17 protein-coding genes, 2 tRNA genes and 1 pseudogene are annotated in these 23,971 nt (G+C 63.4%); 8 read left to right on the top strand and 12 right to left on the bottom strand.

Annotated elements, in window-relative coordinates; genetic code table 11:
• Position 1 precedes the first annotated feature (1 nt).
• The 3 genes from AC5Y4F_RS08275 to AC5Y4F_RS08265 form a co-directional block, all read right to left on the bottom strand.
• Entirely contained in the window at positions 2–925 is a 924-nt protein-coding gene (locus AC5Y4F_RS08275; protein ID WP_067931632.1) for a metal-dependent hydrolase, read from the bottom strand.
• 41 nt (positions 926–966) lie between these two features.
• Complete coding sequence (locus AC5Y4F_RS08270; protein WP_067931577.1) at positions 967–4,221, bottom strand: thioester reductase domain-containing protein; 3,255 nt, start codon at positions 4,219–4,221, stop codon at positions 967–969.
• A 437-nt stretch (positions 4,222–4,658) separates the two neighbouring features.
• Complete coding sequence (locus tag AC5Y4F_RS08265; RefSeq protein ID WP_067931578.1) at positions 4,659–5,651, bottom strand: diacylglycerol/lipid kinase family protein; 993 nt, start codon at positions 5,649–5,651, stop codon at positions 4,659–4,661.
• A gap of 182 nt (positions 5,652–5,833) precedes the next feature.
• Here AC5Y4F_RS08265 and AC5Y4F_RS08260 point away from each other — a divergent pair, with 182 nt between their 5' ends.
• Entirely contained in the window at positions 5,834–6,727 is an 894-nt protein-coding gene (locus AC5Y4F_RS08260) for an oxidoreductase (RefSeq protein WP_499995950.1), read from the top strand.
• Positions 6,728–6,851: 124 nt separating this feature from the next.
• Positions 6,852–7,769: a DMT family transporter gene (locus AC5Y4F_RS08255; RefSeq protein ID WP_067931582.1), complete on the top strand. Its 918-nt coding sequence runs from the start codon at positions 6,852–6,854 to the stop codon at positions 7,767–7,769.
• A 67-nt stretch (positions 7,770–7,836) separates the two neighbouring features.
• Here AC5Y4F_RS08255 and AC5Y4F_RS08250 read toward each other — a convergent pair whose 3' ends face one another.
• The gene (locus tag AC5Y4F_RS08250) at positions 7,837–9,144 is read right to left on the bottom strand and encodes an MCE family protein (RefSeq protein WP_067931584.1); all 1,308 of its coding nucleotides are present in this window, start codon (positions 9,142–9,144) and stop codon (positions 7,837–7,839) included.
• 314 nt (positions 9,145–9,458) lie between these two features.
• Positions 9,459–9,669: pseudogene (locus tag AC5Y4F_RS08245) on the bottom strand (MCE-family protein MCE1A); the annotation flags it as partial.
• 160 nt (positions 9,670–9,829) lie between these two features.
• On the opposite strand from AC5Y4F_RS08245, the gene AC5Y4F_RS08240 reads away from it, so the two are divergent.
• Together AC5Y4F_RS08240 and AC5Y4F_RS08235 are read left to right on the top strand one after the other, a co-directional pair.
• Entirely contained in the window at positions 9,830–10,366 is a 537-nt protein-coding gene (locus tag AC5Y4F_RS08240; RefSeq protein WP_499995947.1) for a hypothetical protein, read from the top strand.
• Positions 10,367–10,386: 20 nt separating this feature from the next.
• Positions 10,387–10,875 carry a glutathione peroxidase gene (locus AC5Y4F_RS08235; protein WP_499995946.1) on the top strand — a complete coding sequence of 163 codons (489 nt, stop codon included), beginning with the start codon at positions 10,387–10,389 and terminating at the stop codon, positions 10,873–10,875.
• Between the two features lie 43 nt (positions 10,876–10,918).
• On the opposite strand, the gene AC5Y4F_RS08230 is transcribed toward AC5Y4F_RS08235, so the two are convergent.
• From AC5Y4F_RS08230 to AC5Y4F_RS08220, 3 genes are all read right to left on the bottom strand, one after another.
• Positions 10,919–10,995, bottom strand: a tRNA-Met gene (locus AC5Y4F_RS08230).
• A 109-nt stretch (positions 10,996–11,104) separates the two neighbouring features.
• On the bottom strand, positions 11,105–11,533 hold the full coding sequence (locus tag AC5Y4F_RS08225) for a tautomerase family protein (RefSeq protein ID WP_067931590.1): 429 nt from the start codon (positions 11,531–11,533) through the stop codon (positions 11,105–11,107).
• A gap of 244 nt (positions 11,534–11,777) precedes the next feature.
• On the bottom strand, positions 11,778–12,677 hold the full coding sequence (locus AC5Y4F_RS08220) for an SAM-dependent methyltransferase (RefSeq protein ID WP_067931592.1): 900 nt from the start codon (positions 12,675–12,677) through the stop codon (positions 11,778–11,780).
• Positions 12,678–13,243: 566 nt separating this feature from the next.
• Here AC5Y4F_RS08220 and AC5Y4F_RS08215 point away from each other — a divergent pair.
• Positions 13,244–14,686 (top strand): aldehyde dehydrogenase, encoded by a 1,443-nt coding sequence (locus tag AC5Y4F_RS08215; protein ID WP_499995942.1) that lies wholly within the window; start codon positions 13,244–13,246, stop codon positions 14,684–14,686.
• A 1,281-nt stretch (positions 14,687–15,967) separates the two neighbouring features.
• On the opposite strand, the gene AC5Y4F_RS08210 is transcribed toward AC5Y4F_RS08215, so the two are convergent.
• A complete protein-coding gene (locus AC5Y4F_RS08210) occupies positions 15,968–17,392 on the bottom strand; it encodes an FAD-dependent oxidoreductase (protein ID WP_499995940.1) in 1,425 nt (474 codons plus the stop codon).
• Positions 17,393–17,423: 31 nt separating this feature from the next.
• Here AC5Y4F_RS08210 and AC5Y4F_RS08205 point away from each other — a divergent pair, with 31 nt between their 5' ends.
• The 3 genes from AC5Y4F_RS08205 (at position 17,424) to AC5Y4F_RS08195 (ending at position 20,384) form a co-directional block, all read left to right on the top strand.
• Positions 17,424–17,831 carry a hypothetical protein gene (locus AC5Y4F_RS08205; protein WP_156749934.1) on the top strand — a complete coding sequence of 136 codons (408 nt, stop codon included), beginning with the start codon at positions 17,424–17,426 and terminating at the stop codon, positions 17,829–17,831.
• 419 nt (positions 17,832–18,250) lie between these two features.
• On the top strand, positions 18,251–19,300 hold the full coding sequence (locus tag AC5Y4F_RS08200) for a GlxA family transcriptional regulator (protein ID WP_231986287.1): 1,050 nt from the start codon (positions 18,251–18,253) through the stop codon (positions 19,298–19,300).
• A 250-nt stretch (positions 19,301–19,550) separates the two neighbouring features.
• Positions 19,551–20,384 carry a helix-turn-helix domain-containing protein gene (locus AC5Y4F_RS08195; protein ID WP_082947481.1) on the top strand — a complete coding sequence of 278 codons (834 nt, stop codon included), beginning with the start codon at positions 19,551–19,553 and terminating at the stop codon, positions 20,382–20,384.
• A gap of 164 nt (positions 20,385–20,548) precedes the next feature.
• On the opposite strand, the gene AC5Y4F_RS08190 is transcribed toward AC5Y4F_RS08195, so the two are convergent.
• From AC5Y4F_RS08190 to AC5Y4F_RS08180, 3 genes are all read right to left on the bottom strand, one after another.
• Positions 20,549–20,625 (bottom strand) — tRNA-Met (locus AC5Y4F_RS08190).
• Between the two features lie 548 nt (positions 20,626–21,173).
• Positions 21,174–22,205 carry an LLM class flavin-dependent oxidoreductase gene (locus AC5Y4F_RS08185; RefSeq protein WP_067931602.1) on the bottom strand — a complete coding sequence of 344 codons (1,032 nt, stop codon included), beginning with the start codon at positions 22,203–22,205 and terminating at the stop codon, positions 21,174–21,176.
• Positions 22,206–22,355: 150 nt separating this feature from the next.
• Positions 22,356–23,927 carry a UbiD family decarboxylase gene (locus AC5Y4F_RS08180; RefSeq protein ID WP_369829675.1) on the bottom strand — a complete coding sequence of 524 codons (1,572 nt, stop codon included), beginning with the start codon at positions 23,925–23,927 and terminating at the stop codon, positions 22,356–22,358.
• Positions 23,928–23,971: the final 44 nt, after the last annotated feature.

Here is a 23,971-nt window from a genome sequence, read left to right as displayed (position 1 = left end):
GTCAGTGCGACGCGCGGGCGGCGGGCGAGCGAGCCAAGTAGTCGACCGCGCGCCCCACCCCGCCCAACTGGGACGGGTGGAAACTCGGTTTGTAGTAAGCGCCGATGACCCGGAGGAACTGGAATGGGCCGGGCACCAAACCCCGCCGGGCGGCGCGGAAGTAGTCCCGCCAGCGCGGCTTGGTGCCGGGCGGCAAGTAGGGGTCCACCGAGTACATGAATCGCACGCCGCGAACGAACAGCCAGAGCAACGCCGGCGTGATCAGTAGCTGGGTGCGCACCTGTCGCCAATACCCGGCACGCAGGTGCTTCATGGTGTCGAAGGCGACCGCTTTGTGCTCGACTTCCTCGGCGCCGTGCCAGCGCAGCAGGTCCAGCATCACCGGGTCGGTGCCCATCGCGTCATGCTGCGGGGTGTCCAGAATCCATTCGCCCAGGATCGCGGTGTAATGCTCGAGTGCCGCGACCATCGATACCCGCTCGAGCAGCCAGCTTTGTCGCCGACGCGGGCTCCACTGCGGCCGGTCGCCGATGAGTTGGGTGAATAGCCAGCGCATTTGGTCGGTGAACGGCGTCACGTCGATGTCTTTGACCGCGAAGTGCCCGAGCACGCCCGCGTGGGCCTGGGAATGCATCGCCTCCTGGCTGATGAATCCCTGCACATCGCGCAGCAGTTGATCGTCTTTGATCAGCGGCAAGGTGTCCTTGAAGGCGGCGACGATGAATTCTTCACCCGCCGGCAACAAGAGGTGCAACACATTGCAGAAGTGCGTGGTGAAGGGCTCGTTGGGCACGTAGTAGAACGGCAGCGTCGACCAGTCGAAGTCGACGTCGCGCGCCTGCAGGACGATCCGCTCGTGGTCGAGCGAGGCGTCATGCGGGCCGGTTGCCCTGTCATCGACGGTGAACTCATCGACGGTGAACATGGTGCCATCCCCTTGCTGTCTCGCGCCGATCCGCTGCATTATCAGGCGCTGCGCTGTGCCTCATCGTCTACCTCAGTGATTAAACGCTCACTGCGCAAGAACCGGACCAGATGATCGACCGTTTCGGTCAGGGCCGGCTCACGCAGCCGGACCTTGGCCAGCTCTCGCCGGTTGCGGTACTGGGTGTTGTCGTAGCGTTTGTCCCGCATCGCCGCGATCTTGTCCGCCGACCGGGTGAGGAAATCGACCAGCGGATACATCTGGTCGTTCGGCGTGCAGCGGCGGTTCAGCTGCTCGGTGAACGACGGGATGTCGTGGTACTCAAACCGATACCCGTAGCGCTCGGACAGGATCCGCGTGACGTCGGGCAGGTTGTAGTAGTCGTCGGCGGTCATGTTGAAGACGCTGCCCGATTCGTCCGGCAGGCCCATCAGCGTCACGATGTGATCCGCGATCAAGTCCGCCGGCAGCAGGCTGATCTGGTTGAGCGCGTTGACGGCGACCCCGTGCTCGATCATGAACGCGGTCAGCCGCACCAGGATGTCGTCCTGGCTGCCGAAGCCCGCGCGGGTGGGCGAGATCAGCGAGGGCCGGTAGATGCGGACGTCGAGTCCCTTGCGCTGCGCGGCCAGAGCGAGCTGCTCGCCGACCCACTTGGTCTGCGAGTAGCCGAAGTCCAGCCCGGCCATCTTCTCGTTGGCATCCCACTCCCCGACCACCGGCTCGGTGCTCCAGCCGTAGATGAACGTGCTGGAGACCAGGTGGAAAGCCTTGCGGTGGTTGGTCATCGCCAGCCGCAACAGCTCGCGGGTGCCCTCCACGTTGGCCGGCCGCAGGGCGTCGTAGGTGCGGACGTAGTTGACCAGGGCGCCATTGTGCACGACGGCATCGACGTCCTGCGCCAGCTGCTGGAAACCCGCCTCCCCGATACCCAACGCGGGCTCGGCGAGGTCGCCGCAGACGATGCGGACCCGGGCGCGGACATCGGCTTCCAGCGCCGGCGTCCAGAGCTGGGCGCGGCGCAGCGACGCGACGATGCGGTCCAGGCCGTGTGCGGCGTCCGTGGCGCGCACCAATGCGTGCACCGTGTAGGAGGTTTGCGCCAGCAGGCTACTCACCAGGAACGGCCCGAGGAATCCGGTCGCGCCGGTCAGCAGGAGATCGGTGGGCTCGCCCGGCCGGACGGGTGCCAGTTCCGGAAGCGGCAGTGCCGCATCGGCACGCATCTGGGCGGCCTCCTGGGCCTCGTACTCGGCGGAGATCTGATTCAGTGCCCGGCGCAGGGCGTCAAGCGCCTGCCCGGACCCCTCGCCGAATTGGCCGATCAGACCGAAGAATTCGGACACTGTCAGCCGCTGCAGCAGGCGGGTGTTGACCTCTTCGGCCAGTTCGCCCGCGCCGTTCTCCTCCAGCAAGGCCTGCAGGTCCGTGCGGAGTTCGGCCAACGCCAGCGAGTCGATGCCGAGATCGGCGAACGAGCAGTCCTCGTCGCCGGAGAGGTCGTAGCTCTCGATGAGGGATCGGAAGCGCTCCAGCGGACCCGCAGCCAGGTCATCGTGAGTTCGGTTGGCCGACTGGTTAACCCAGCTCGCGAAGGTGCGCAGCTTGTCGTCCAGCCACAGCTGGCGGGTCGACGAGCGCCGGATCTTGCCCGACGTGGTCTTGGGAATGCTGCGCGGCGGCGCGAAGACGATCGCGTGCGGATCGATGTGGGCGTGCCGCCGGATCGCGCGGGCCAAGGCCTTGGCGTCCGGAAGGTTGTGCTCGTCGCGCACCTCGGCGACGACGACCAGCGCTTCGGATTCATCGTGCTCGACTGAGAAGGCGGCCACGCAGCCGCTACGGACGTGCGCTGACGTGCGCTCGACGACCGCCTCGATGTCAGAGGGGTAGCAGTTGACGCCGCGGACGATGATCAGGTCCTTGCTGCGGCCACAGACGAACAGCTCGCCCTCGTAGAGGAAGCCCAGATCGCCGGTACGCAGGAAGGTGTGCTCGTCGTCGCCGGCGACGCGCGCGCCGAATATCTCCGCGGTCAACTCACGCCGGTTCCAGTACCCGGCGCCCTTGGAGCGTCCGGCCAGCCAGACCTCGCCGACCCGCCCGTCGGGCAGCGCCTGGCGCGATTCGGGATCGACTATGCGAACCAGGGCTCCCTCGATGGGCTTGCCGCAGCTGACCAACGTGACCTGGTTGCTGTTCTCCGGCAGCGCTTTTTCGACGCGAGCAACATTGCGCTCCAGCCCACGCTTGTTCACCGCAATCGTCTGGCGCCCGCGGATCGACACGGTCAGGGTGAATTCGGCCATGCCGTAGGCGCCGGTGAGCGCCTCGGGCCGCAAGCCGTACTCGGCGAACCGCTGCCGGAAGCGGGCGAAGGTGCCGGCGCGCAGGGGCTCTGCGCCCACCACGATGCATTCGAGGCTGCTCAGGTCGACGCCGGCCAATTCGGCGGCGGGCAGCTTGTCCTGGCGCAGGCAGTAATCGAGCGCGAAGTTGGGTCCCGGCGTGTGCGTCGCGCGCACGTCACTGATCAGCCGGAGCCAGGACGACGGCCGCGCGAGGAAGTCCAGGGGCGACATCGCATGCGTGGAACCGCCCAACAGCACGACGAACATGTAGGCCGAGATCAGCCCCATGTCGTGATGTTGCGGCAGCCACGAAGCCACCACCACGTCGCCGCCACTGAAGGCGAAGCCGTTGGCGATGATGTTGGCGTGGGTGACGATCACACCCTTGGGATCGCTTGTCGAGCCCGAGGTGTACTGCAGGAAGAGCACCTCGCCGGGAGTGTCCGCGACGAGGCCGCCGCCGAAGTCCTGCGCGCCGTCGGTGGCGAACCAGGGCAGCTCCGGCAGGCCGGCGCCCGACTCGTCCCCCCAGAGCTGTTCGCCTCGGCGCTGGGCCAGCAGCAGGCGAAAGTCGTACTCGAACTGCTTCGTCGACAGCACGGCAGTGGCCTGGCAATCGCGCGCGATGAAGCTCAGCTTCGCGAGCCCGGCATCAAAGGACATCGGCAAGGGCGGGCTGACCGGAACGGCGATCACCCCGATGCGCGCGCATGCATACAGCGCCGCGACCATTTCCAGACCCGGCGGGTACACGAGCAGCGCACGTTCGCCCGACTTGAGACCGGCCTCCCTGGACAGGTACGCGGCCAGTTCGCGGGTGCGTTCGGCGAAGGCCTGGTAGGTGTAATGCTCGATTTCGCGGCCGTCGCCATCGACGAACCGGAAGAGGGTCTGGTCTGGCCTTTGCGCTTCCCAGTTGTGTAGGTAATCGATCAGCGTCTCCATGTCGGAGTGATCCCCCTTCCAGGTTGGCCCGAGAACGACTTCCGTCGTTAAATATGAACCCAATGTAGCGCTTCCTGCCTCCCCGGAGCAAAAGGTTGAACAGCATTAATGGCGATCACACACTACATTCACAGGATAAACTTAGCCGCCGAATTTGAATGCGCGAATCCTGATCTACGCGCCTACGCATTTCAGTACTTCAGTCATTGGTGACCAGGGCATTCCTAGCGAACTGCGATCTGAGATACTGAAGTAAGTATTCACAAATACACGGATTTACTAATGGCCGCCAAACAACCATCAACCCTGAAACAGGCTTTTACCTTCGTCACACGGGTTAACGGAATCGCAAATCAAAAACGCAATTATCGGGCGAGGATACCGCGTGCCTGATAGCGGCGGGCTAGCGTCGCACCCTGCGACTGGGCGGCAGGCGGTTATGCGGGCCGGGCGATGCGGATCCGCGGGCCCGCGCTGGCCACCAGTTTCACGATGTCGAGGAAACGCTCACCGTCGATGATCGGCGACAGGGGCTCGTCCTCGGCTTCGATCGTCATCTCGTGGCCGATGACGTCGCGCAGCCCTTTACCGCGAAGCAGGCCGCTGGTCAGGGCAGTCGGAAGCTGCGCCACGATCCTGGATGGCCGTAGGTTTCCGGCCTGAAAATGCAGCGCACCGGGCTCGGACGCCTTGGGGAACAGCCGAAGCGGCCCACCGATGCGCAGGTCGATCGCGCCGGCGTGCAACAAGCTGTGGGTGCGCGACGGCACCTCATCGCCGTCGATCACCACGCGCGCCTGCGTCGGCGTGAAGAGGATCGACGCGTAATTCGGTGTCTTCACTCGGGTCGGGGCGACCTTGGAGGTGATGTAGTCGCCGAAGCTGCGAGCGATCACTCGGGCGACGGCCAGCCGACCGTGATCGGGTGAGTCGTAATACCGGTCGTAGAAACGGTTCCCGACGCCCCCGGCCGCCAGCCCGAAACAGAGCCGGTGAAACGCGGCGCCGTCGGCGGTTGCGCCATCGAGTACCAAGGTGTCCAGGACCATTTCCGGCGGAGGCTGGTCCTTCTGGGCCGCGGATGTCAACGCACGGATGATCGCTTCGGGCCGCCCGCGCACGCGGGCCTTGCGCGCGACGGCGTTAACGCTGCCACCGTTGGTCGGGACGAACGCAGGCCAGCGTTGCGGATCACCGACGCAGCGCTCGATCTCGTTGATCAGCCAGTGCAGTGCGCCGTCGCCGCCGTCGCCGACCAGGTGGGTGACCCGCGGTGCGAGCTGCTGGATGGCGTCGCGGAGTTCCTCGATGGAATCGGTCTCGTGCACCTCGCCGCGGTCGCCGACGATGCGACGCAGTTCGGCGATGCGGTCGCCGGGAGCGGCGCGATTCCTCCGCGCTTTCGGATTGACGATGACGCCTACATACATCTGGCGGTCCCCGGCGCGCGCCTGGCAACATGCCGTCCGGGCAATTGCTCAGGTGGGATTTCGCTGGGCATCCCAGGCACAATACCCGCGCACCCGAATGGTCCCGTAACGCTCCCGCAGCCCGCTTCAACTCCTCCCGCTCCGGCAGCCACCGTCGCACTTGCGAAGTTAGGGTGGCTGCCATGGCAAATTGGACCGCGGCAAAGCTGCCCTCGTTCGCCGGACGAACCGTCATCATCACCGGCGGCAACGCCGGGTTGGGCGAGATCACCGCCCGCGAGTTGGTTCGGGTCGGCGGCCACGTCATCCTGGCCGTCCGCAACGTCGACAAGGGCCGCGCCGCGGCCGCGCGCATGACGGCTTCGGCGACCGGTCCCGCAATCGGGACGGCCGAGGTGCGCGAGCTCGATCTGCAAGACCTGTCGTCGGTGCGGCGCTTCGCCGACGGAATCGACACGGCCGACGTTTTGATCAACAACGCCGGCATCATGGCCACCAAACACGCGGTCACCGTCGACGGCTTCGAGGGCCAAATCGGCACCAACCATCTCGGTCACTTCGCGCTGACCAACCTACTGTTGGCCAAGCTGACCGACCGGGTTGTGACGGTGTCGTCGCTGATGCACCACTTCGGCTACATCAGCCTCAAGGATTTGAACTTTCAGTCCCGGCCGTATTCGGCCTGGCTGGCCTACAGCCAGTCCAAGCTGGCCAACCTGCTGTTCACCAAGGAACTGCAGCGGCGGTTGGACGACGTCCCCACATCGCTGCGTGCGCTGGCCGCCCACCCCGGCTGGTCGCACACCAACCTGCAGGGCAACTCCGGCCGCAAGCTCGGCGACGCGGCGGTCCTCGCGGTCGACCGGATCGTGTCCACCGACGCCGACTTCGGCGCCCGCCAGACGCTGTACGCGGCCTCGCAGGATTTGCCGGGCGACACCTTCGTCGGCCCGCGATTCGGACTGTACGGCCGCACCCAGCCGACCTGGCGCAACTGGCCGGCGAAGCGCGCCCACACCGCCACCGCCCTGTGGGAACTGTCCGAGCGGCTCACCGGGACGAAATTCCCGCTTTGACGTCCCCTCGACAGCGCCGCAGCTAACCCGGCAACCCCTTCCGCGCGCCCGCCACGCGGTGCGCGACTAGATTGGACGGGTAGTCCAACCGCACCCAGCGAGCACCCAGCGAGGAGGCAATGCCGTGTCGGACGTGCATCTAGCGGCCCTCCTCGCCCTGTGTGCAGCGCTGGCGTCCGCGATCGGCAATGTGGTGCGGCAACGCTCCGCGCAGGAGGTCACCGACAAACGGGTGGGCCACCTGACGTTGTTCGGCATGTTGCTGCGCGACAAGCGTTGGTGGCTGGGCGGTTTGGGGGACATCGGCAGCTACGTGCTGCTGGCCGCCGCGCTGGACAAGGGCTCCGTGCTGCTGGTGATGTCGTTGCAGGTGACGGCGCTGCTTTTCGCCCTGCCGATCTATTCGCGGATGACCGGTAAGCCCATCACCGGCCGGGAATGGAGTTGGGCACTGGTACTGGCGGTAGCGCTGGCCGTGCTCATCGCGGTCGGAGACCCCACGGGCGGCCAGCAGCGGGCGCCGCTGCACACGTGGATCGTGGTGGCCCTGGTGATCGGCCCGCTGTTGTTGCTGGGCTTGCTCGGAGCGCGGATCTGGGCTGATCGTTCGGTCGCGGCAGTAATGCTGGCCGCGGTGGCAGGCACCTTCCTGGCCGTGTTCGCGGTCCTGATGAAGGGCGTCGTCGACATCCTGGAACACCACACCGGCCACATTTGGCAGACCTTCGAGCTGTACGCGCTGGTGTTCTGCGGGGTCGCCGGAATGATCTATCACCAATCGGCTTACCGAGCCGGCGCGCTGACCGCCTCGCTGCCCACGATCATCGTGGCGAAGCCCGTGGTCGGTGGGGTGCTCGGCATCGTCGTGCTCAGCGAGACGTTGGAAGCCGGAGGCTGGGAGTGGTTTGTCATCGCGGCGACGACGGTCGTGGTGATCATCGCGACGGTCGGTCTGGCTCGCGGAGAGGCCGCCTCCATGTCGGCCGGCGCCGGGCGTGACGTGAAGTCCAGCGCACGGCCGAAGGCGGCCACCCAAGCCTGAGTGTGTGATACCGAATCGGCTTGCCGGGTAGAGATTCTCGCAACGCGGCGTTGACGAGCGCCGGCCGCTACGGGTTGATGGTGTTGTCGCCGACCTGGCGGCCCCAGACGTACTCGATCGCATACGGCGATCCGGTGTCGAGGTGGTTGTAGGGCGCGATGCTGTTGCCGGTGTCCATGATCAGCTCCGGTGCCGGCCACAGATCGCGGGTGACCTTCTGCCAGCACCCCGGGGCGCCACCCGGGCCGCCGCGCGCGTTCACCCGCGGCAGGTTCTCCGGGTAGATGTAAGGGTTCGGCGCACCTCCGACTATGCCGGCAATGCCGCCGACCATCGACGCGATAACGGGCACCGCGGACACCGGGTTCGCGATCAGTCCCAGCCCGGAGAGCACCTCGGTGTCCATGTTCAACGAGTAGCCGTTGAACCCGCCCTCGGCCGCACCGGTGGCGGGCAGTGCATCGTGCTCGCTGCGCATCAGGCAGTAGATTTCGGGGCTGTAGGTGTCCAGCAGTTGCGCGGTCGGGACCAGGTCGGCCGCTCCGCGCGCCAGATACGGGCCACCCTTATTGAACAGATCCGCGCCCGTGTTGCCGAACCCGGCCGCCGACAACAACGCCTGATCCAGATCCTTTTGCTGGGCATTGATCGTGCGCGAAGTGATCACCGCATTGTTCAGGAAATCCAACAGATCCGGCGACGCGTTCGCGTACGTATCGCCCAGCGCGGCCAACCGCTGAATGTCCTTGCGCGCCTGTGGCATCTGCGGGTTCACGTCATCGAGCAGCACGTTGGCGTTGATCACCGACTGACCGAACTTCTCCCCCAGCCCCGACAACGATTGCGCGGCGGCACTCAACGTCAGATTCAGCTTGACCGGATCGACCTTCTCCGAGATGGAGGTGATCGTCTGAAACAGGGTGTTGATCTCGGTGGTCACCGAGCGCGCATCGATCACAGCGTGCGGCGAAATCCCGTGCGCCGACGGGCTTGCCGGCGTCGTCAACGACACATACTTGCCGCCGAACACCGTCGTCGCCTTGATATCGGCGTTCACATTCGACGGAATCAGCGTTAAATAACGCGGATACACCTCCAGGGTGAACTTCGCCGCCGGCTTCCCGTCACGCACCGTCTCCGAGATCGACCCCACCCGCCCGATCTGCACCCCGTTATAGGTGACCTTCGAACCCGGATCCATCACCAACCCGGCCCGCGACGCCAACATCGTCAGCTCGGTCTTGGGTGTGAAACCCCCGCGGAACTGGATGTAGACCAGGGTGAAGATCACGGCGAGGACCACCAGCACGGCGATGGTGATGAACTTGTAGGGCGGCTCTCGCGAGTCGTTGATCTGAACGGGTGAACCCTCCATGGCCTACCCCGTGCGCCCGATGATCCCGGGTCCGGCGATGGACGGCCACCCGCGCGGTTGGCTATCCGGGTAACCCACCGTCGCCACCGCTGCCCCTCACCTCGGGACCGTCGCCACCGGGCGCTGGCCTGTCACCTATGAAATAAGACCAGCAAAATCTACCGCGATGCAGTGGCACAAACCAAGAAACGGCGGAAACTGCCGGGCGCACAACATCATCCTTCGAACGACCATCCCCACACCCGCCCGCTCACCGAGCACCCCGAGAGGCGGATCATACTCTCCCTCAGGTGATTCGAGCCCCGAAAATGTGGTTACGGGTCGATGGTGTTGTCGCCGACCTGGCGGCCCGAGACGTACCCGATCGCATACGGCGATCCGGTGTCGAGGTGGTTGTACGGTGCGAGGCTGTTGCCGGTGCCCATCACCGACTCCGGTGCGGGCAATAAGGTCGCGGGTGATCGGCTGCCAGCACCCCGGGGCGCCACCCGGGCCGCCGCGCGCGTTGACCCGCGGCAGGTTCTCCGCCCCCGGCCCTTGCCAGGGACTCCGTACCTGCAGTCACGAAGATCAACGAAATGTACCGTGACAGCCGCCGGTGCGCGAATCAACGTTCACATAATTCGACGGATGCCGCGGCAGGCGAGCCGGGTCTAGGCTCGAGAAGGCTAAGGAAAGGTGCGCGATGCTCGCAGCGTTCGGCTTCGAATCCCTGGGCGTGGTCGTCGGGGACATGTACTTCATCGACCCGTCCCCGCTCGAGGGTCAGGAGACCCCCGAACGGGGCGTCAGGCTGGAACTTCGGCTCGTCGATCGGGCTGCGCCCCAGGGCTCGATCTACGCCGGCGTCCCGATCGCCTTCACCCGCCCGCTGTGGCGGGTGGACCTCTTCGGGTCCACGGAAAGCCCGCCCGGGACGCTGGACCGGGCCCACCACCATCCGCAGTTCGACGGTTGGGAGCCCAGCCGTCGGCACTTCGTCCCCGAGCTGTCCGCCGACCCGCTGGCCTGGTTGACCGAGCAGCTGGCGGACCCGGCCGCCGTCCTGGCCCGCGCCGGCGTGGACGCCGACGAGGTCAGCGAAGCCGACATCACCGGCCTAGCGGCGGCGGCCCCGGAAATCGTCACCGCGGTGAAACGGTTGCTCGACGGCGTGCGCAACGGCGAATTGGCCCCGGCTCCCGCCGAGCCGGTTGCCGCCGCCCGCACCGGCTGGCTCTGAATTGCGTTAGCGTCATCGGCGTGACCCTCAACGACATCGCCCTGACCACCCTCGACGGCCGGCCGACCACGCTGGCCGAATTGTCCGACGGCGCAACGCTGGTCGTCAACGTCGCCTCCAAGTGCGGGCTGACTCCGCAATACACCGCGCTGCAGAAGCTGGCCAAGGACTATGGCGAGCGCGGCCTGACTGTCGTCGGCGTCCCCTGCAACCAGTTCATGGGCCAGGAGCCGGGCACGGCCGACGAGATCCGGGAATTCTGCTCGACGACCTACGGGGTGACGTTCCCGCTGCTTTCGAAGACCGACGTCAACGGCGACAACCGCCACCCGCTGTACGCCGAGCTGACCAAGACCCCGGACGCCGACGGCCAGGCCGGCGACATCCAGTGGAACTTCGAGAAGTTCCTGCTCGCCCCTGGCGGTGAGGTGGTGCAGCGGTTTCGCCCGCGCACCGAGCCCGACGCCCCCGAGGTCATCAGCGCCATCGAGGGCGTGCTGCCCCGCTAGGCATGAAAACGGCCCCCGGAGATTCTCCGGGGGCCGTTTTACCTGGTAGCGGGGACAGGATTCGAACCTGCGACCTCTGGGTTATGAGCCCAGCGAGCTACCGAGCTGCTCCACCCCGCGTTAGTGAATGCCAGGTTACCGAATACCGGCGCGTCGCCAGTCGCGGGCTAGCCCGTCGCGGTACCGAGCCTCCGTTAACTTGCAGACCTGTATGCCGAAGGTCCAGCGTTCAGGCCTTAACTCCCAATTCCGTCAGCCGGACGCGGTTTTCCTCGAACCACGCTTGTTCGTGGCCGGGCTCGGGCAAGATCAACCCTGCCTCCATTGCGTTTGCAGGATCAGCCTCGGTCAGCACGACCAGGAATTCGGCTTCCGACTGCCCGGTGACACGCGTCCACATTCGCGAGAAGTCACGCAGCAAGCCCTGGCGGGTCTCGACGTCACGTCCGTGGCGGATGGCACCGAAAAGGTACGAGTTGGCTGACGGTTTGCGGGAGACAAAGCAGTCGCCTTCCTGTATCTCATGAAACAGAACATTGACGAACAACTCCGGTGCTCGTGTGACGTTGGTGTGAATAGTGGTGATCTCGTCGGCGAGTTTGGCTTTCGCAGACGCCGTCAGCATTCCTCTCGGGCTGTAGCACTGATAGATGGGCATGGGGTTCCATTTCTACACAATTCTGTCGGTTGGTCGCGGCTGCGGGAGCCGCAGGGCAGGCTACCCGAGCGAGCCAGGATTGGTGCCCGTGTCGGAGAGCTCCTCCCCGCTTAATATTGCCTTCGGCCACGCCCGTCCGGGCCCGTTCCCGCCGACCAGTAACAGGTTGTCGCGGAAGGTTGCATCTGCCGGTGGCAAGCCGTCTCGGCGTCACGTGGCCGGCGTCGTGACGTTCGCGCTGGAGCTACTTTCGGGTGGCGGTGACATAGTGGATCGCCTCGTGCCCGCGCAACACACTGTCCCAGGTATCCCCGGACACCCCGGCATCATTTAACAAATCGGCCAGACCGCGGGTTGCGGTGTGCCAGCCGAGTCCTTTCAGGCTTTTCTCGACATCGCCACCTTCGCGAGGATAAGTAAGGCCACCGAAGTCGACATCGAACCCATGGCGCCTCCAGGTTTCTGCAACGCTCTGTATCTGCAAACCGAGGGAGGTCGATTCCTCCGTCCAGTGATCGGCGGCCAATTTGCTGCCGGGTGCACTAAGTGCGGTGAGTTGCTTCAACAGGCGACTCTGAGCGTCGTTAGGGAGGTATCCGATCAGCAAACCCTCGGCCAGCCAGGCCGTCGGTCTCGAGGGATCAAAACCCGCTTGCTGCAGTGCCGTCGGCCAGGCGTGGCGCAGGTCGACGCTTACGGCGCGCAATTGCGTATTCGGAGTGGCGCCCACCCGAGTCAGGACCGAGTTCTTGAATTCGATCACCTCCGGTTGGTCGATCTCGTAAACGATGCTGCCCGCCGGCCACTGCAGGCGGTAGGCACGCGAGTCCAATCCAGATGCGACGATCACCGCCTGACGGATGCCGGCGGACAGCGCGCTCCGGAAGAAATTATCGAAGAACCGTACGCGGACGGCGAAGAAGTGCGTTATCCAATCGGTCTCAATATCGGCGAACTCCAAATCACCACTTGCCAGCCGGGCGAACAGCTCGATACCTGCAGCCTGGACGAGAGGCTCGGCGAACGGATCATTGATGATTGGATCCGCTTGCCTGCTGGCAGCCGCCCTGGCCGCGGCCACCATCGTTGCAGTGGCGCCAACACTGGTGGCCAGATCCCACGTATCGTTGTCACTACGTTTCATTCGTGCTCTCCTGCCTCCGCAATCCTGCGGCCTTCGCGTAAATCACCGGTCTGTGCTCTGACCGTTAAAAGCGGCGCTACGGCAGGAACCCTTCACCAAACGCCGCGCGCAGTCACGATCAAATTTCTGAGTCGGGGTAACCGTTGACTAGTTTGCGGGATGGAAAGCTCAGTGCCCATTGGGCATTGAGACTTCTTTCCCCCAAGATGTGCCACCGTCGCGCTGCCCTCAAACCCTCGACCTCGGAAAGTGCAGTGGTTCTCGAAAGTGGAAGACGACGGATGTGGCGCAGACTCTTGAAATATATTGTACGAGAGATATCTTCAATTACCTTGACGCGCAGCTGTAAGCAGCCAAGCGGCATTACGTCGACCTGGTGAATCGAAACATGCTCGCCCATAGTTGATTCCGTTCGGTGAAGTCATATCTTGTGGGACAGACGGCCGGATTGGGGGCACTCGGGAGCGGCCCACATCCCCCACAATGTGATTACCAACATCCGAGATTGAACGGGTCGCCAACGATCCGCCGGCACACCGCTGCAAACCTGACATCTGGAGGATTCTGTGGAGGGCACTGACCCAGAACTGTTTATCGGCGGCGCCTTTCGGCCCGCCGGAAAAGCTCAGCCCGTTATCGAGGCTGCTACTGAGAGAGTGCTCGGCCGTGGACCCGACGCTACTTTCGGCGACATTGATGACGCCGTGGCCGCGGCCCGAAAGGCGCTACCCGACTGGGCGACGACTCCGACTCCCGAACGAGCCCAAGCCCTGCAAAGGCTGGCCGGCGGGCTTGAGGCGCGCGCCCAAACCACCGGCGAACTGTGCACTCGTGAGACTGGCGCGCCGATTACCTACTCTCGAATTGCAAACGGTGTCGTTCCGGCCGCGCTGATTCGCTACTACGCAGGCCTGATCTGTGAGACCGACGACGAAGAGGTTCGCCGCACGTTACTCGGACACGCCATCGTGCGCCGAGAGCCTATCGGTGTAGTTGGCGCCATCGTCCCGTGGAATGTCCCGCACCTGTTGGCGGCGATGAAGCTTGGCCCGGCATTGGCGGCGGGATGCACGGTGGTTCTCAAGCCAGCACCGGAGACGGCACTGGACGCGAGGATGGTCGGGGAGGCCGCCGCGGAAGCGGGACTTCCTCCTGGTGTGCTGAACGTGGTCCCGGGTGGCGATGGAGCGGGTGCCCATCTGGTTCGTCATCCCGGCGTCGACAAGGTGGCTTTCACTGGTTCGACGCAAGTGGGCCGATCGGTCTCCGAAACCTGTGGGCGGCTGATGCGGCCCGTCGCGTTAGAACTGGGAGGGAAGTCTGCTGCAATCATCCTTGACGACGCTGATTTGCATACAACCGTGCAGGGACTTCGCACGGTGTCCTTCGGTAACAACGGTCAATTATGTTATGCCAGTACCCGCGTCCTTGCGCCCCGTTCGCGCTACAGCGAAATCGTCGATGCGCTAGCGGAAATGGCCCGATCGCTGGTAGTCGGCGATCCGCTTGACGAGGCTGTCGAGATCGGCCCGCTGGCAAGTTCGCAACAGCGCGACCGGGTGCTGGGTTATATCGAAATCGGGAAAGCTGCCGGCGCTCGCGTGGTGACTGGCGGCGGGATACCCAAAAACCGGTCGCGGGGTTGGTACGTCGCACCGACCATATTCGCCGATGTCAACAACGCAGCGCGGGTAGCACGTGAAGAAATTTTCGGACCCGTTCTCTGCGTCATTCCGTACGATTCGGACGGGGACGCCGTCGACATCGCCAACGACTCGGATTTCGGTCTTGGAGGCAGCGTATGGTCATCCGACGAGACACGGGCAACACAGGTCGCCCGAACCGTACAGACGGGGACCGTCGGCATCAACCACTATCAGCTGGATGCCGCCGCGCCCTTCGGGGGAGTTAAAGGAAGCGGTCTCGGCCGCGAGTTGGGGCCTGAAGGACTGGTCGCCTACCAAACGATCAAATCGATCCTTCGGACAGACATAGCGAGCATGGGATAGAAGTGGACCCCATCCAGAGCAGGGTTACGCATGGTGGCGGGTCGCTGCGGCCCGAACGCGGGGTGTTTGAAACATGTTCACCGACAATGATTGCAGATACGAAGACAAGGATGCGGCGGTCGAGTCGGCTGCAGAGCTGTACCGGCCGGCACCTCATTTCGCCTGGGAGTCTATAGCGCGCCCGTGCGAGAGCATCATCTTCTCGACCATCGAAAACGTTGTCGGTTCGGGCGATATCGGACTCGATTCTCATCAGAGTCATCCCGAGACCGGAGATCTGCGATGCCCGGCCAGACTGAACCAACGGACACTACTGCACTTGTGCTCCTTGCATTCCTGGCGATCTACCTATACTTCCGGGTAACTGTCGCGTGGATTCTGGGCTTCACTAACACTGAAATCGACCGCCCTACGGATACGAGGCAAGACCCGCCAACGACTGAACGCGCGAGTCCGACATGAGTATTCGCTGTAGGCCCCAGCATCAGCCGCCCAATCGACGGTCTTCAGCCCATCAATCGATCCAGTACACTCACCGTCGCACCTACTCTCCTGCCAGCACGTGACCGAGACACCGGCCTGGTTCGTAGCTTGCGCAGTCCACGAAGTATCTTGGTAAAAGGCAGGTTTGCGGCCAGACCGCGCCGCAGGCTCGGTTGCAAACTGCTGAGGTTGCCGATTAACGGATATTGCAGACCATGGTCACGCCGTTCGGCGCTCCGGTCGATGACGTCGCCGCGTGTTCCTGTCAGGAGGAACTCTTTCAGTAGTGACGGCGGCACGTCCCCGTCAAAAATAGGACAGTCTTTTCGTCGAGCGCCTGCAGGATGCCGCCATGGGCTGCGTTGAAGTCGTTGCGCCAGCCGGCATCAGTAACCCCGATCCCAAGTCGAAGCCTTCTGAGCCGGTTTCGTGCGGCCAGATGCCCTAAGACCGTCCATGGTTCGTAATGTGCATCGATTTATGGAGACGAGGCGTGCGGTTCCGACGTATTCCGATGTCATGACCGATCGCGGGAACAGTGAGCTGAGATGGTCTGGCAGCCATAGTGAATCCACTCCGCTCCCAGCCGCCGTGGGATAACTGCTGGCTACCAACGCCGTCGGTGAGTAGAGGCTGTGCAGGGGTGGTTCTATGAGTCCGACCTTAAACATGGCTAAGCTCGTCTCCGGTGCGAATTGTTGCTTTGGCAACAGTCACGAAGCAGTCAACATCGGGCATATTCCAACTAGCAGAGTGGATTTCGATGCCAAGACGATGAAGAATGTGAGGCTTCAAATATCACGTGTCCGGCAATCCCTTGCTCCAGCTGTCTGTCGCGGCCACGGTTCCGGGCCCGGTGTCGGCCGCCTCGCCGGCTACGGTTCGCCTTCGTGACTTCTTTATTACGCGCAGCACTGTCGAAGGACGCAGCAACTGCGCCGGAGGATCAATCAGATTCATCGAACGGAGAAATTGCTGGACTACTGCCGGATCGGTCTCGGCAGCGGCCAACACCCGATCCAGGTAGGCGTTGATGATCCGTACAGACAGCGGGCGCTTCCCTTCTATTTGGGGCAAAGCCAGGTCTGAACTCACCGCCGCCTGCCAGGCCACACGGATTTCCTTGGCGGAATCGCGGAAAAACCGCCGCGGTAAGTTGTGGTCACCTTGCTGGAGGCATTGGCGCAGGATGAGCGCTTCGATGGCGGCCATCGACATGCCCTGGCCGTAGAGCGGATTGAAGTTACACAGCGCGTCACCCAAGACGATCAAACCGTCGGGAGTGCGCGCCAACTGGTCGAAGCGCCGCCAGCGGTTTGACGGAAACCGATAGTGAGTCATGTCCGCGAGCGGCTCAGCCGCGCGCGCCGCGGCGAGCACGTGCCGCGGGGCCATGTCAGCCAGGCAGTCCAGCAGCGCCGTGCGATCGGTGGGTGGTTTTCGCCCCGCCACAGTTTGGACCGCGAGCCTGTAGGTGTCGTTCTCGCCGGCAAACATCGCGAAGCACACAGGACGGTTGGGCTCGGGGCCACTGAAGGCGATGTACTCGCGCAAGGTGTCCGGCGGAAGGTGTACCGGCAGACCGGCGTAGCTGATGTCAACAGTGAGTTGGTCTTCGCGCGGGCGCGGATAACCCAGCGCGTCAAGGAATACCGGCGCGCGTGAGCCGCGTCCGGTAGCGTCCACGACCAAATCGGCCGGCAGGACCGTCTCGGCCCCAGAGTCGCGCCGCGCCACCACAACGCCGTTCACACGCTCGCGCTTCGGGCCGGACCTCAATCGCACCGCATCGCGTCCCTGAGTGATCTCTACGTTCGAAATGCCGCGAATCCTGCGACGCAGGGTCCACTCGATGAACGGCCGGCTGATGTAGTAGCTCACTATGGATTCAGGGTCGGGGATCGTGCCGGATCGCAGTAGCCGGTGCCCGCCGAAAGATGCCCAAAGCCGTGACAGGTCACCATCGTTCCAGACTCGCGCGCCACCGTCGATCAGCTCCTCAACGAAGCCGGGAAATAGATCACCCATGATTGTCACCCCGCGCGCCGCGAGGAGGTGGGGCAGGTCACCTTGCGCCACACCGCGATGTGTCACCGGACCGTCCGGGATGGTATCCCGTTCGACCACAGTCACTTTGCCGTAGAAGTCGGCGAGCACTCGGGCGGCCAGCAGTCCGCTGATGCTCGCGCCGAGAACTACTGCAGTCTCGCCAAGTTCGCGCACGTCGTTCCCTCGCCGTGGCGGTACCGTGTCAGTGGGTGGTGGAATCGACATCTACAACCTTTCGTGGACCTTCGGTTTGCAAGTGCTGGCGCGCGGTGGCGATGGCTGCGCAGTTCTGTTGGCCTACGCAACCTTGAGCAAATCAGTGGTAGAAAAGACGTTTCACGCACTGCTCGTCGAGCCGTACTTGCCACAACATCCGACTTACGAGCCTGTGTCCGACCGGTTTGGTCGCCTGGATGAACTGCTGTGCGAGCAGGATGCTGCGCGCCCAGATTGGCGACGTCGCAGTGAATGCCACTACCAGAGCCACCCAATCCCGACGGCGGTTGCGATCAACAGCATTGTGATGAGCGCTTGGACGAGAAACGGTCGTAGGGGCAAAGCTTCGTTCAGAGAGTGCAATTCGTTCGCTTGCGAACGATCACTGATCACATAGCGATTGGATGCGAAGCCGAACATTCGGGCTTGCAGCCAAAGCCGACGCCCCCACCAGCGCGTCATCCTAGGTTCGAAGCGCGACTCCTCATCGGTTGGCACTGCGATTACGCCGGTGCGCAGCGTTGCCGTGTCCGAAGCGGCGGATGTCATGAGTTTCAACGTCCTTACCTATCGTCATCTGGTTGACAGTATGGGTCACCGCACCAAGACGATTCGCGGTTCCATTTGATCGCAGACAGCGGACCCTGAACCGTGTCTACCGCGATTGGCCGACGCAATCGTGTCTCAGGCACGAGTCCTGTGCATCAGAGCGCAGCGGACTCGGGCGGCGTATCACGCGTATCCAGCCTCATTGCCAGTATCGAAACGTAAACACCGCTGGTGAACCATGCCCGTCGCGATAGACACAATGCTGGTGTGAATCAGACTGCTGTGACATCACATGTGGTGGTGATACTCGTCTTCGACGGCGTGACGCTCCTGGATGCAGCCGGACCAGCCGAAGTGTTCGCCACGGCTAACCGGTTCGGCGCGCACTACCAGCTCAAAATCGCATCGATCGACGGGCGAGATGTCATAACCTCGATCGGAACCAAGTTGGGCGTCAGTGACAGCATTTCAACCATCAATGCTGCCGACACCGTCGTCGTCGCGGGCGGCGACAAACTGGTCGGGCAGCGACTCGATCCCGTCCTTCTGGAGGCGCTCGGATCATTATCGGCGCGATGCCGGCGCTTGGCTTCTGTGTGCACGGGTTCGTTCGTCTTGGCTCAGGCTGGGCTCTTGCGTGGCCGACGCGCTACCACGCACTGGCGACACGCTCGGGTGCTTGCGCGCCAATTCCCCGACACATGCGTCGAACCCGATGCGATCTTTGTTCGTGATGGCGAGGTCTTCACTTCGGCTGGGGTATCAGCGGCCATCGACTTGGCGTTGGCGTTGGTTGAACTGGATTACGGCGGGGAGGTGGTTCGTGAGGTGGCACGGGCCTTGGTTGTGTACCTCAAACGTGCTGGCGGACAGTCACAATTTTCCGCGTTGGTGGAGGCCGAGCCGCCGGCCGAATCAATACTGCGCACCGTCACCGCGTCGATCGTGGCGAACCCAGGCGCCAACCATAGCGTCAAGAACCTCGCTGCACGGGCATCCTTGAGCACGCGTCAACTGGCGCGGCTGTTTCAGTCCGAACTCGCCACGAGCCCGGCCCGCTACGTCGAGACGGTCCGCCTCGATGTCGCGAGATCCGCACTGGAGGCGGGACATACGATCGCTCATGCGGCCCGGCTGGCGGGCTTCGGGAGCCCCGAGACGTTCAGAAGGGTCTTCGTCAACCGTTTCGGCGTCCCTCCCAGGGCATATCAAGACAGATTTCGTACTACGGGCCGCGCCGGTGCCAGAGATTCACGCGGCATCCGAAACCAACAGTCGCGATCACGTCAGTCAGATCAACGCGCCGCCGGCCTGTGATGTCGGTATCTGAGGGAAAGATGTCCGGTCGTAACCGGTTTCCGAACTTCGCGGCGCGGACACTGGAACCGTGACTTCAGCCCCTGACGGCCGGTCGATTGCTTCTCGCGACGTTGCCAGGGTTTCTCCAACACTGGCCCAACAAACGAACGGCGCGACATCGAGCACACCGGTAAACGCGGCGCCCGACAACATCGCGCGCCGGCTGGGCTTCACACCCGAACATCGGATCACAAATCCAGATGAAACGATGTCGGCGGCCATCTGGCGGTTCCAACGCGAGTCGTCATACGAATTGAACGGCCGCGCAAATGAGAACATGGACGTGATCTCGATGCCGGTGAGTGGGCATCACCACCACACCTACTTCGCCAACGGGAGGCGGAAGTGGAGCGGTGTGCATCCGGCGTTTCACATGAACATCGTGGTCGCTGGTGAGCAGCCGCGAGGGGTGTTCATCTCAGAGCAGCCCTTCACCTACCTGCATGTGTACCTGCCTCACGCCCTGATTGAGCGCTTGGCCGTGGCCAGTGGTGCGATCAAGAAGGGTCAGACCGTCGATCTTGTGGACCCGATGTGTTCACGTGATCCATTCGTCGAGGTGATCTGCCGGCAGATCGTTCGTGAGATGACGAAGCGCGATGGATGTTCTTCGATGATGGTCGAGTCTCTTGGGGAACAACTCGCTGTACGACTGATTCGGCGGCACTCGAGCTCGTCCGGTTCCGCAGTGTTCGCCGAGAAAAGCGGCCCAGGCTACCGCGATTGGCGCCTGCGGCGTGCCATCGAGTACCTCGAAGCACACCTGTCGAACAACATCGGTTTGACCGAGTTGGCCAACGTGGTGGGTCTATCGACGTCCCGACTGACAGCCCTTTTCCGCGAGGGCACGGGCGAACCCCCACACCGCTGGTTGATGAACCGCCGCCTCACACGAGCGCTCGATTTATTGAGCCACCCGTCTCTGAGCATTACGGAAATCGCCCACCAATGTGGGTTCGCCAGTTCTCAACACCTGGCTACCGTGACCCGTCGACAGCTCGGCATTACGCCCACTGCGTATCGCGAACAGACACTGGGCTGACGAATCAGGCGCAACCCGACATCACGGGAATGCCGCCGGTGAGCAGACTGCTGGGTCGCATTGGAACCGCACAGCGCCGCACATTGAGCTCGTGTCCTGGTAGTCAACAACCACCCGCGAGCAGGAAAATGGCCCTCGGACGATCTTCCGAGGGCCATTTCCAGTGGTAGCGGGGACAGGATTCGAACCTGCGACCTCTGGGTTATGAGCCCAGCGAGCTACCGAGCTGCTCCACCCCGCGATGGTGAACTCCAGATTACCGAACACCCCGGAGGCTGCCAAATCGCCCGAACAACGCCGACTGGTACCCCTACACCTCGTCCTGCGAGGCCGACGGTGCTCGCCGTTGACGTGGCTACCCGTGTTCAGTGCGTCGCGACATATCGCCGGGGCCGTGTCATCGGCATGTTGCCGTCAAATAACACCACCTCAGCGCGCACGTGCTGTCGAGGAACGCGCTTTGCGCGGAGGCCATGACATAGTCGTTCCAACGACGACCGCACTTGGCGCGGATGCCATCCGTTGACCCATCGTGTCGCTCCGGCCAGGAAGGCAACCACTTCGGTGATGGCGGTCGGCCCGCCCATACGTTACACCGGCGACTCGATCCGGGTTGATCATTGACCATCGGCGACTTGCCCTGAGACAAAGCGTGTTTCGGTGGATCCGGGACACCGTCGCCCGAAATGTCATGGTCTCAAAAGTCTTTGGTCAAGATCAGCGTCGGACCGGTCTGAGGCACCGTCAACGCCTTGCCGCCCGCGGCCACACCCGCGCCTATGGTATGGGTCAGTCATGCTTCAGCCCATGGCTTTGGACATGGTCGCGTACAGCCGAAATGAACGTATCGAGTTCGCGTGCAATGTCCGGACCCGAGGGCTCGATCATGATCTCGGTGGCACCGGCTCGGGCCAGCGCCGCGACGGCCTTTCCGACCGTGTCAGCGGAGCCCGTCAGGGTTACCGAAGGAACGGAGGTGTGGCCGCCCGCGCGCCAGGCCACCAGGTCGGCGTCGTTCATTTCCACCATGTGGCCTTGGTGAACATGTAAATGGCGCAACCGTTGTGGGACACCCTCGATCACGTCGAGCCACGCGGAGCCACCGGGCATTTCGCGCACCGCGTCGGCCCCCTGGGCCGTATAGACAAAGTGATATGCCGCCGCCCACGGGGCACCGACCGCCGAGCGGACCCGTTCACCCGCCAGGTCTTCCCCGTCGCTAACGACGGTGCCCATAGTGGCTACCACTGCCCGCGTAAATTGACGTTGCGCGGGCACGAGGTTGAACATGGATATCAGTCCATCGGCACCGACCCGCTTCGCGACACCGGCCCCCTTGGGCCCAGTGGCGGCGAGCAGCAATGGGATTCGCAGCGGCAGCACGTCCGCTTGCGCAGAAGTGAGCAGTAGTTTGATCGCCGCGCCCTCCCAATCCACTGCCTCGCCGGCCAACAATGCCTGGTAGGTACGGATATAGGCCTCCATGTACGACCATCGAATCGGCGGCTGACCGATAGCTGCGCGGCTGGAGAACCCGGTGCCGAACGAGCTGACAACGCGTCCCGGCGCTACCCGATGCAGTGACACGGTCTGTGCGGCGTTGACCAACGGGTGGCGCTGCGTGGGAATGAGCACTGCGGGACCCAGCTCTATGGTCGTCGTCAGCGCGGCGGCACGGTGCAAATGCAGCCAAACGTCGTCACCTTCGAATGGAGTGTCGTAGAGATAGGCCCGTCGATAGCCCAATTTTTCCGCCGTGGCAATGTGCTCGGCCGACTCGAACGATGGTGGTAGTGCGACGCTTACATCGATACCAGGCACTGATCTATCCTCTCTGCCGCTTCAACGCTTTCGAGATGGGCGCGCAAATTCCGACGATCACCCGCCCACCGAGCGGTCGCGCACGTGTCACAGCCGACGTGGACCCGCTTGCCCCTGGAATCTCTTTCGGAGACTGGGGTGAACGTTGAACTACACCTCCGGTAGCCGTTTGCTCAATTTCTGCAGCGTCAGCATTTCGCGCCCGTCGTCATCGAGGTAGGGGATATCAATGCCGTATTCCTCCCAGCGGCCGGCGATTTTGGATTCCAACTCAGGTTTGAGCCTGTCGGTGGGCGGGAAGCGCCGCCCACCCCACTCTGGCCGCGGGTCGACTGCCCAACTCCGCGTAGCATCGATGAGCACGCGCGTCCATTGGCCGGTGCCATATCGGTTGGTGTCGTTCAACTCCGGCGGGGTGGAGGGATCTATCGATGAGCCGATGCCGGGGCCGAAGAACGCGATATCGCCGAGGCCGGCATTGACCCGGTACGACAGCGCCCAGTCCAGGGCGACCGGATCGTGGATCTCGATGTCCTCCTCGACCACCATGACGTTCTTGTGAAACCACACCGATCCACCGGTGCCCCAAAGGGCCGAGGCGATCTGCTGCGCATGTCCGCGATAGGCCTTGCGAATTTGCACGACAGTGTTTTGGCCGTTTGTCACCTCGGTCATCCATACATCGGTGATGCCACCGATTCCGAGGTCGTCGAGCACATTCCAGGTAATCGCCGACCGCGCGAAGTTGGTGATGCTGTCTTCGTTGAACAGTCCCGGCCGTATCCCTTCGAGGGTGCCGCGTAGCACTGGGTCGTTGCGGTGGGTGATCCGGGTGACCCGAAGAACCGGGGCCGGTGCGGCGCCGCCGAGGAAGCCCGGATACTCGGCGAACGGGCCCTCCATGACGAAGGTCGATGGGTCGGGGTCGATGAAACCCTCGACGACGATCTCTGCCGAGGCTGGGACGTGCAGGGGTACCGTTTCGCAGGCCACCAGATCGACTGGGCGGCCGAGCAGGGCGCCCATCATGTCCCATTCACAGACGTTCTTGGGGAATGGACTGCCCGCACAAAACGGCATTACGTCGTGCCAGCCGTAGACGACAGCCACTGGCATCGGCTCTGGCTTGTACTCCTCCATGTGGACGCCCCAGCCCTGAGTAGGCACTAGGAGCTTCGCAATCTTGTCGCGGTCGACGATCATGCCGCGATAAAGACCAACGTTGTCGCGACCAGTCACCTTGTCTTCGGTGACTACACCGCAGAACGTGTCGATGTAGCGGCCACCGTCATCACCGTGCCACTTAGGGACCGGAAGTTCCCATAAATTGATATCGTCGCCTTCTAGGATGTTTTCCTTGACCGGGCCAGTGGCGACGATGCGCGGGGGAATTGGTTTTTTGAAGGCGTCTCGCAGGTGGCGGACGATTGCCGAATCGCTCGTACCTTCGGGCAGCCCCAGCATCAGCTGAACCTGGCGCCGGCTCCCGAGTGCCGACGTCAAAAGTTTTGTGCACCAGGTCGACTCGTGGTCGACGATGTGTTCGAACAGTAGCCCTGGGCCTCCCAGGGCAAGGTTGGCGCGGGTGATGGCACCGATCTCTTCATCCCAGTCGACGGAAGCCTTGATGCGGCGCAACTGGTTGGCCTCTTCGAGCGTGGCCAGCCAGCTCCGCAGGTCGGGGCCCGTCTCCTCGTCTCGCGACTGGGTCGTGTTCGTGATTTCCGCCGCGTTTGTAGTACTTCTAGGAGTAGTCACTCTCTTCT

It is taken from the genome of Mycobacterium sp. NGS56 (assembly GCF_059812425.1).
This window is presented reverse-complemented; position numbering and strand designations above follow the sequence as displayed.

Coding starts and splice junctions, on each gene's coding strand:
- AC5Y4F_RS08275 (WP_067931632.1), bottom strand. CDS start 925: ATGTTCACCGTCGATGAGTTCACCGTCGATGACAGGGCAACCGGCCCG.
- AC5Y4F_RS08270 (WP_067931577.1), bottom strand. CDS start 4,221: ATGGAGACGCTGATCGATTACCTACACAACTGGGAAGCGCAAAGGCCA.
- AC5Y4F_RS08265 (WP_067931578.1), bottom strand. CDS start 5,651: ATGTATGTAGGCGTCATCGTCAATCCGAAAGCGCGGAGGAATCGCGCC.
- AC5Y4F_RS08260 (WP_499995950.1), top strand. CDS start 5,834: ATGGCAAATTGGACCGCGGCAAAGCTGCCCTCGTTCGCCGGACGAACC.
- AC5Y4F_RS08250 (WP_067931584.1), bottom strand. CDS start 9,144: ATGGAGGGTTCACCCGTTCAGATCAACGACTCGCGAGAGCCGCCCTAC.
- AC5Y4F_RS08240 (WP_499995947.1), top strand. CDS start 9,830: ATGCTCGCAGCGTTCGGCTTCGAATCCCTGGGCGTGGTCGTCGGGGAC.
- AC5Y4F_RS08225 (WP_067931590.1), bottom strand. CDS start 11,533: ATGCCCATCTATCAGTGCTACAGCCCGAGAGGAATGCTGACGGCGTCT.
- AC5Y4F_RS08220 (WP_067931592.1), bottom strand. CDS start 12,677: ATGAAACGTAGTGACAACGATACGTGGGATCTGGCCACCAGTGTTGGC.
- AC5Y4F_RS08195 (WP_082947481.1), top strand. CDS start 19,551: ATGTCGGCGGCCATCTGGCGGTTCCAACGCGAGTCGTCATACGAATTG.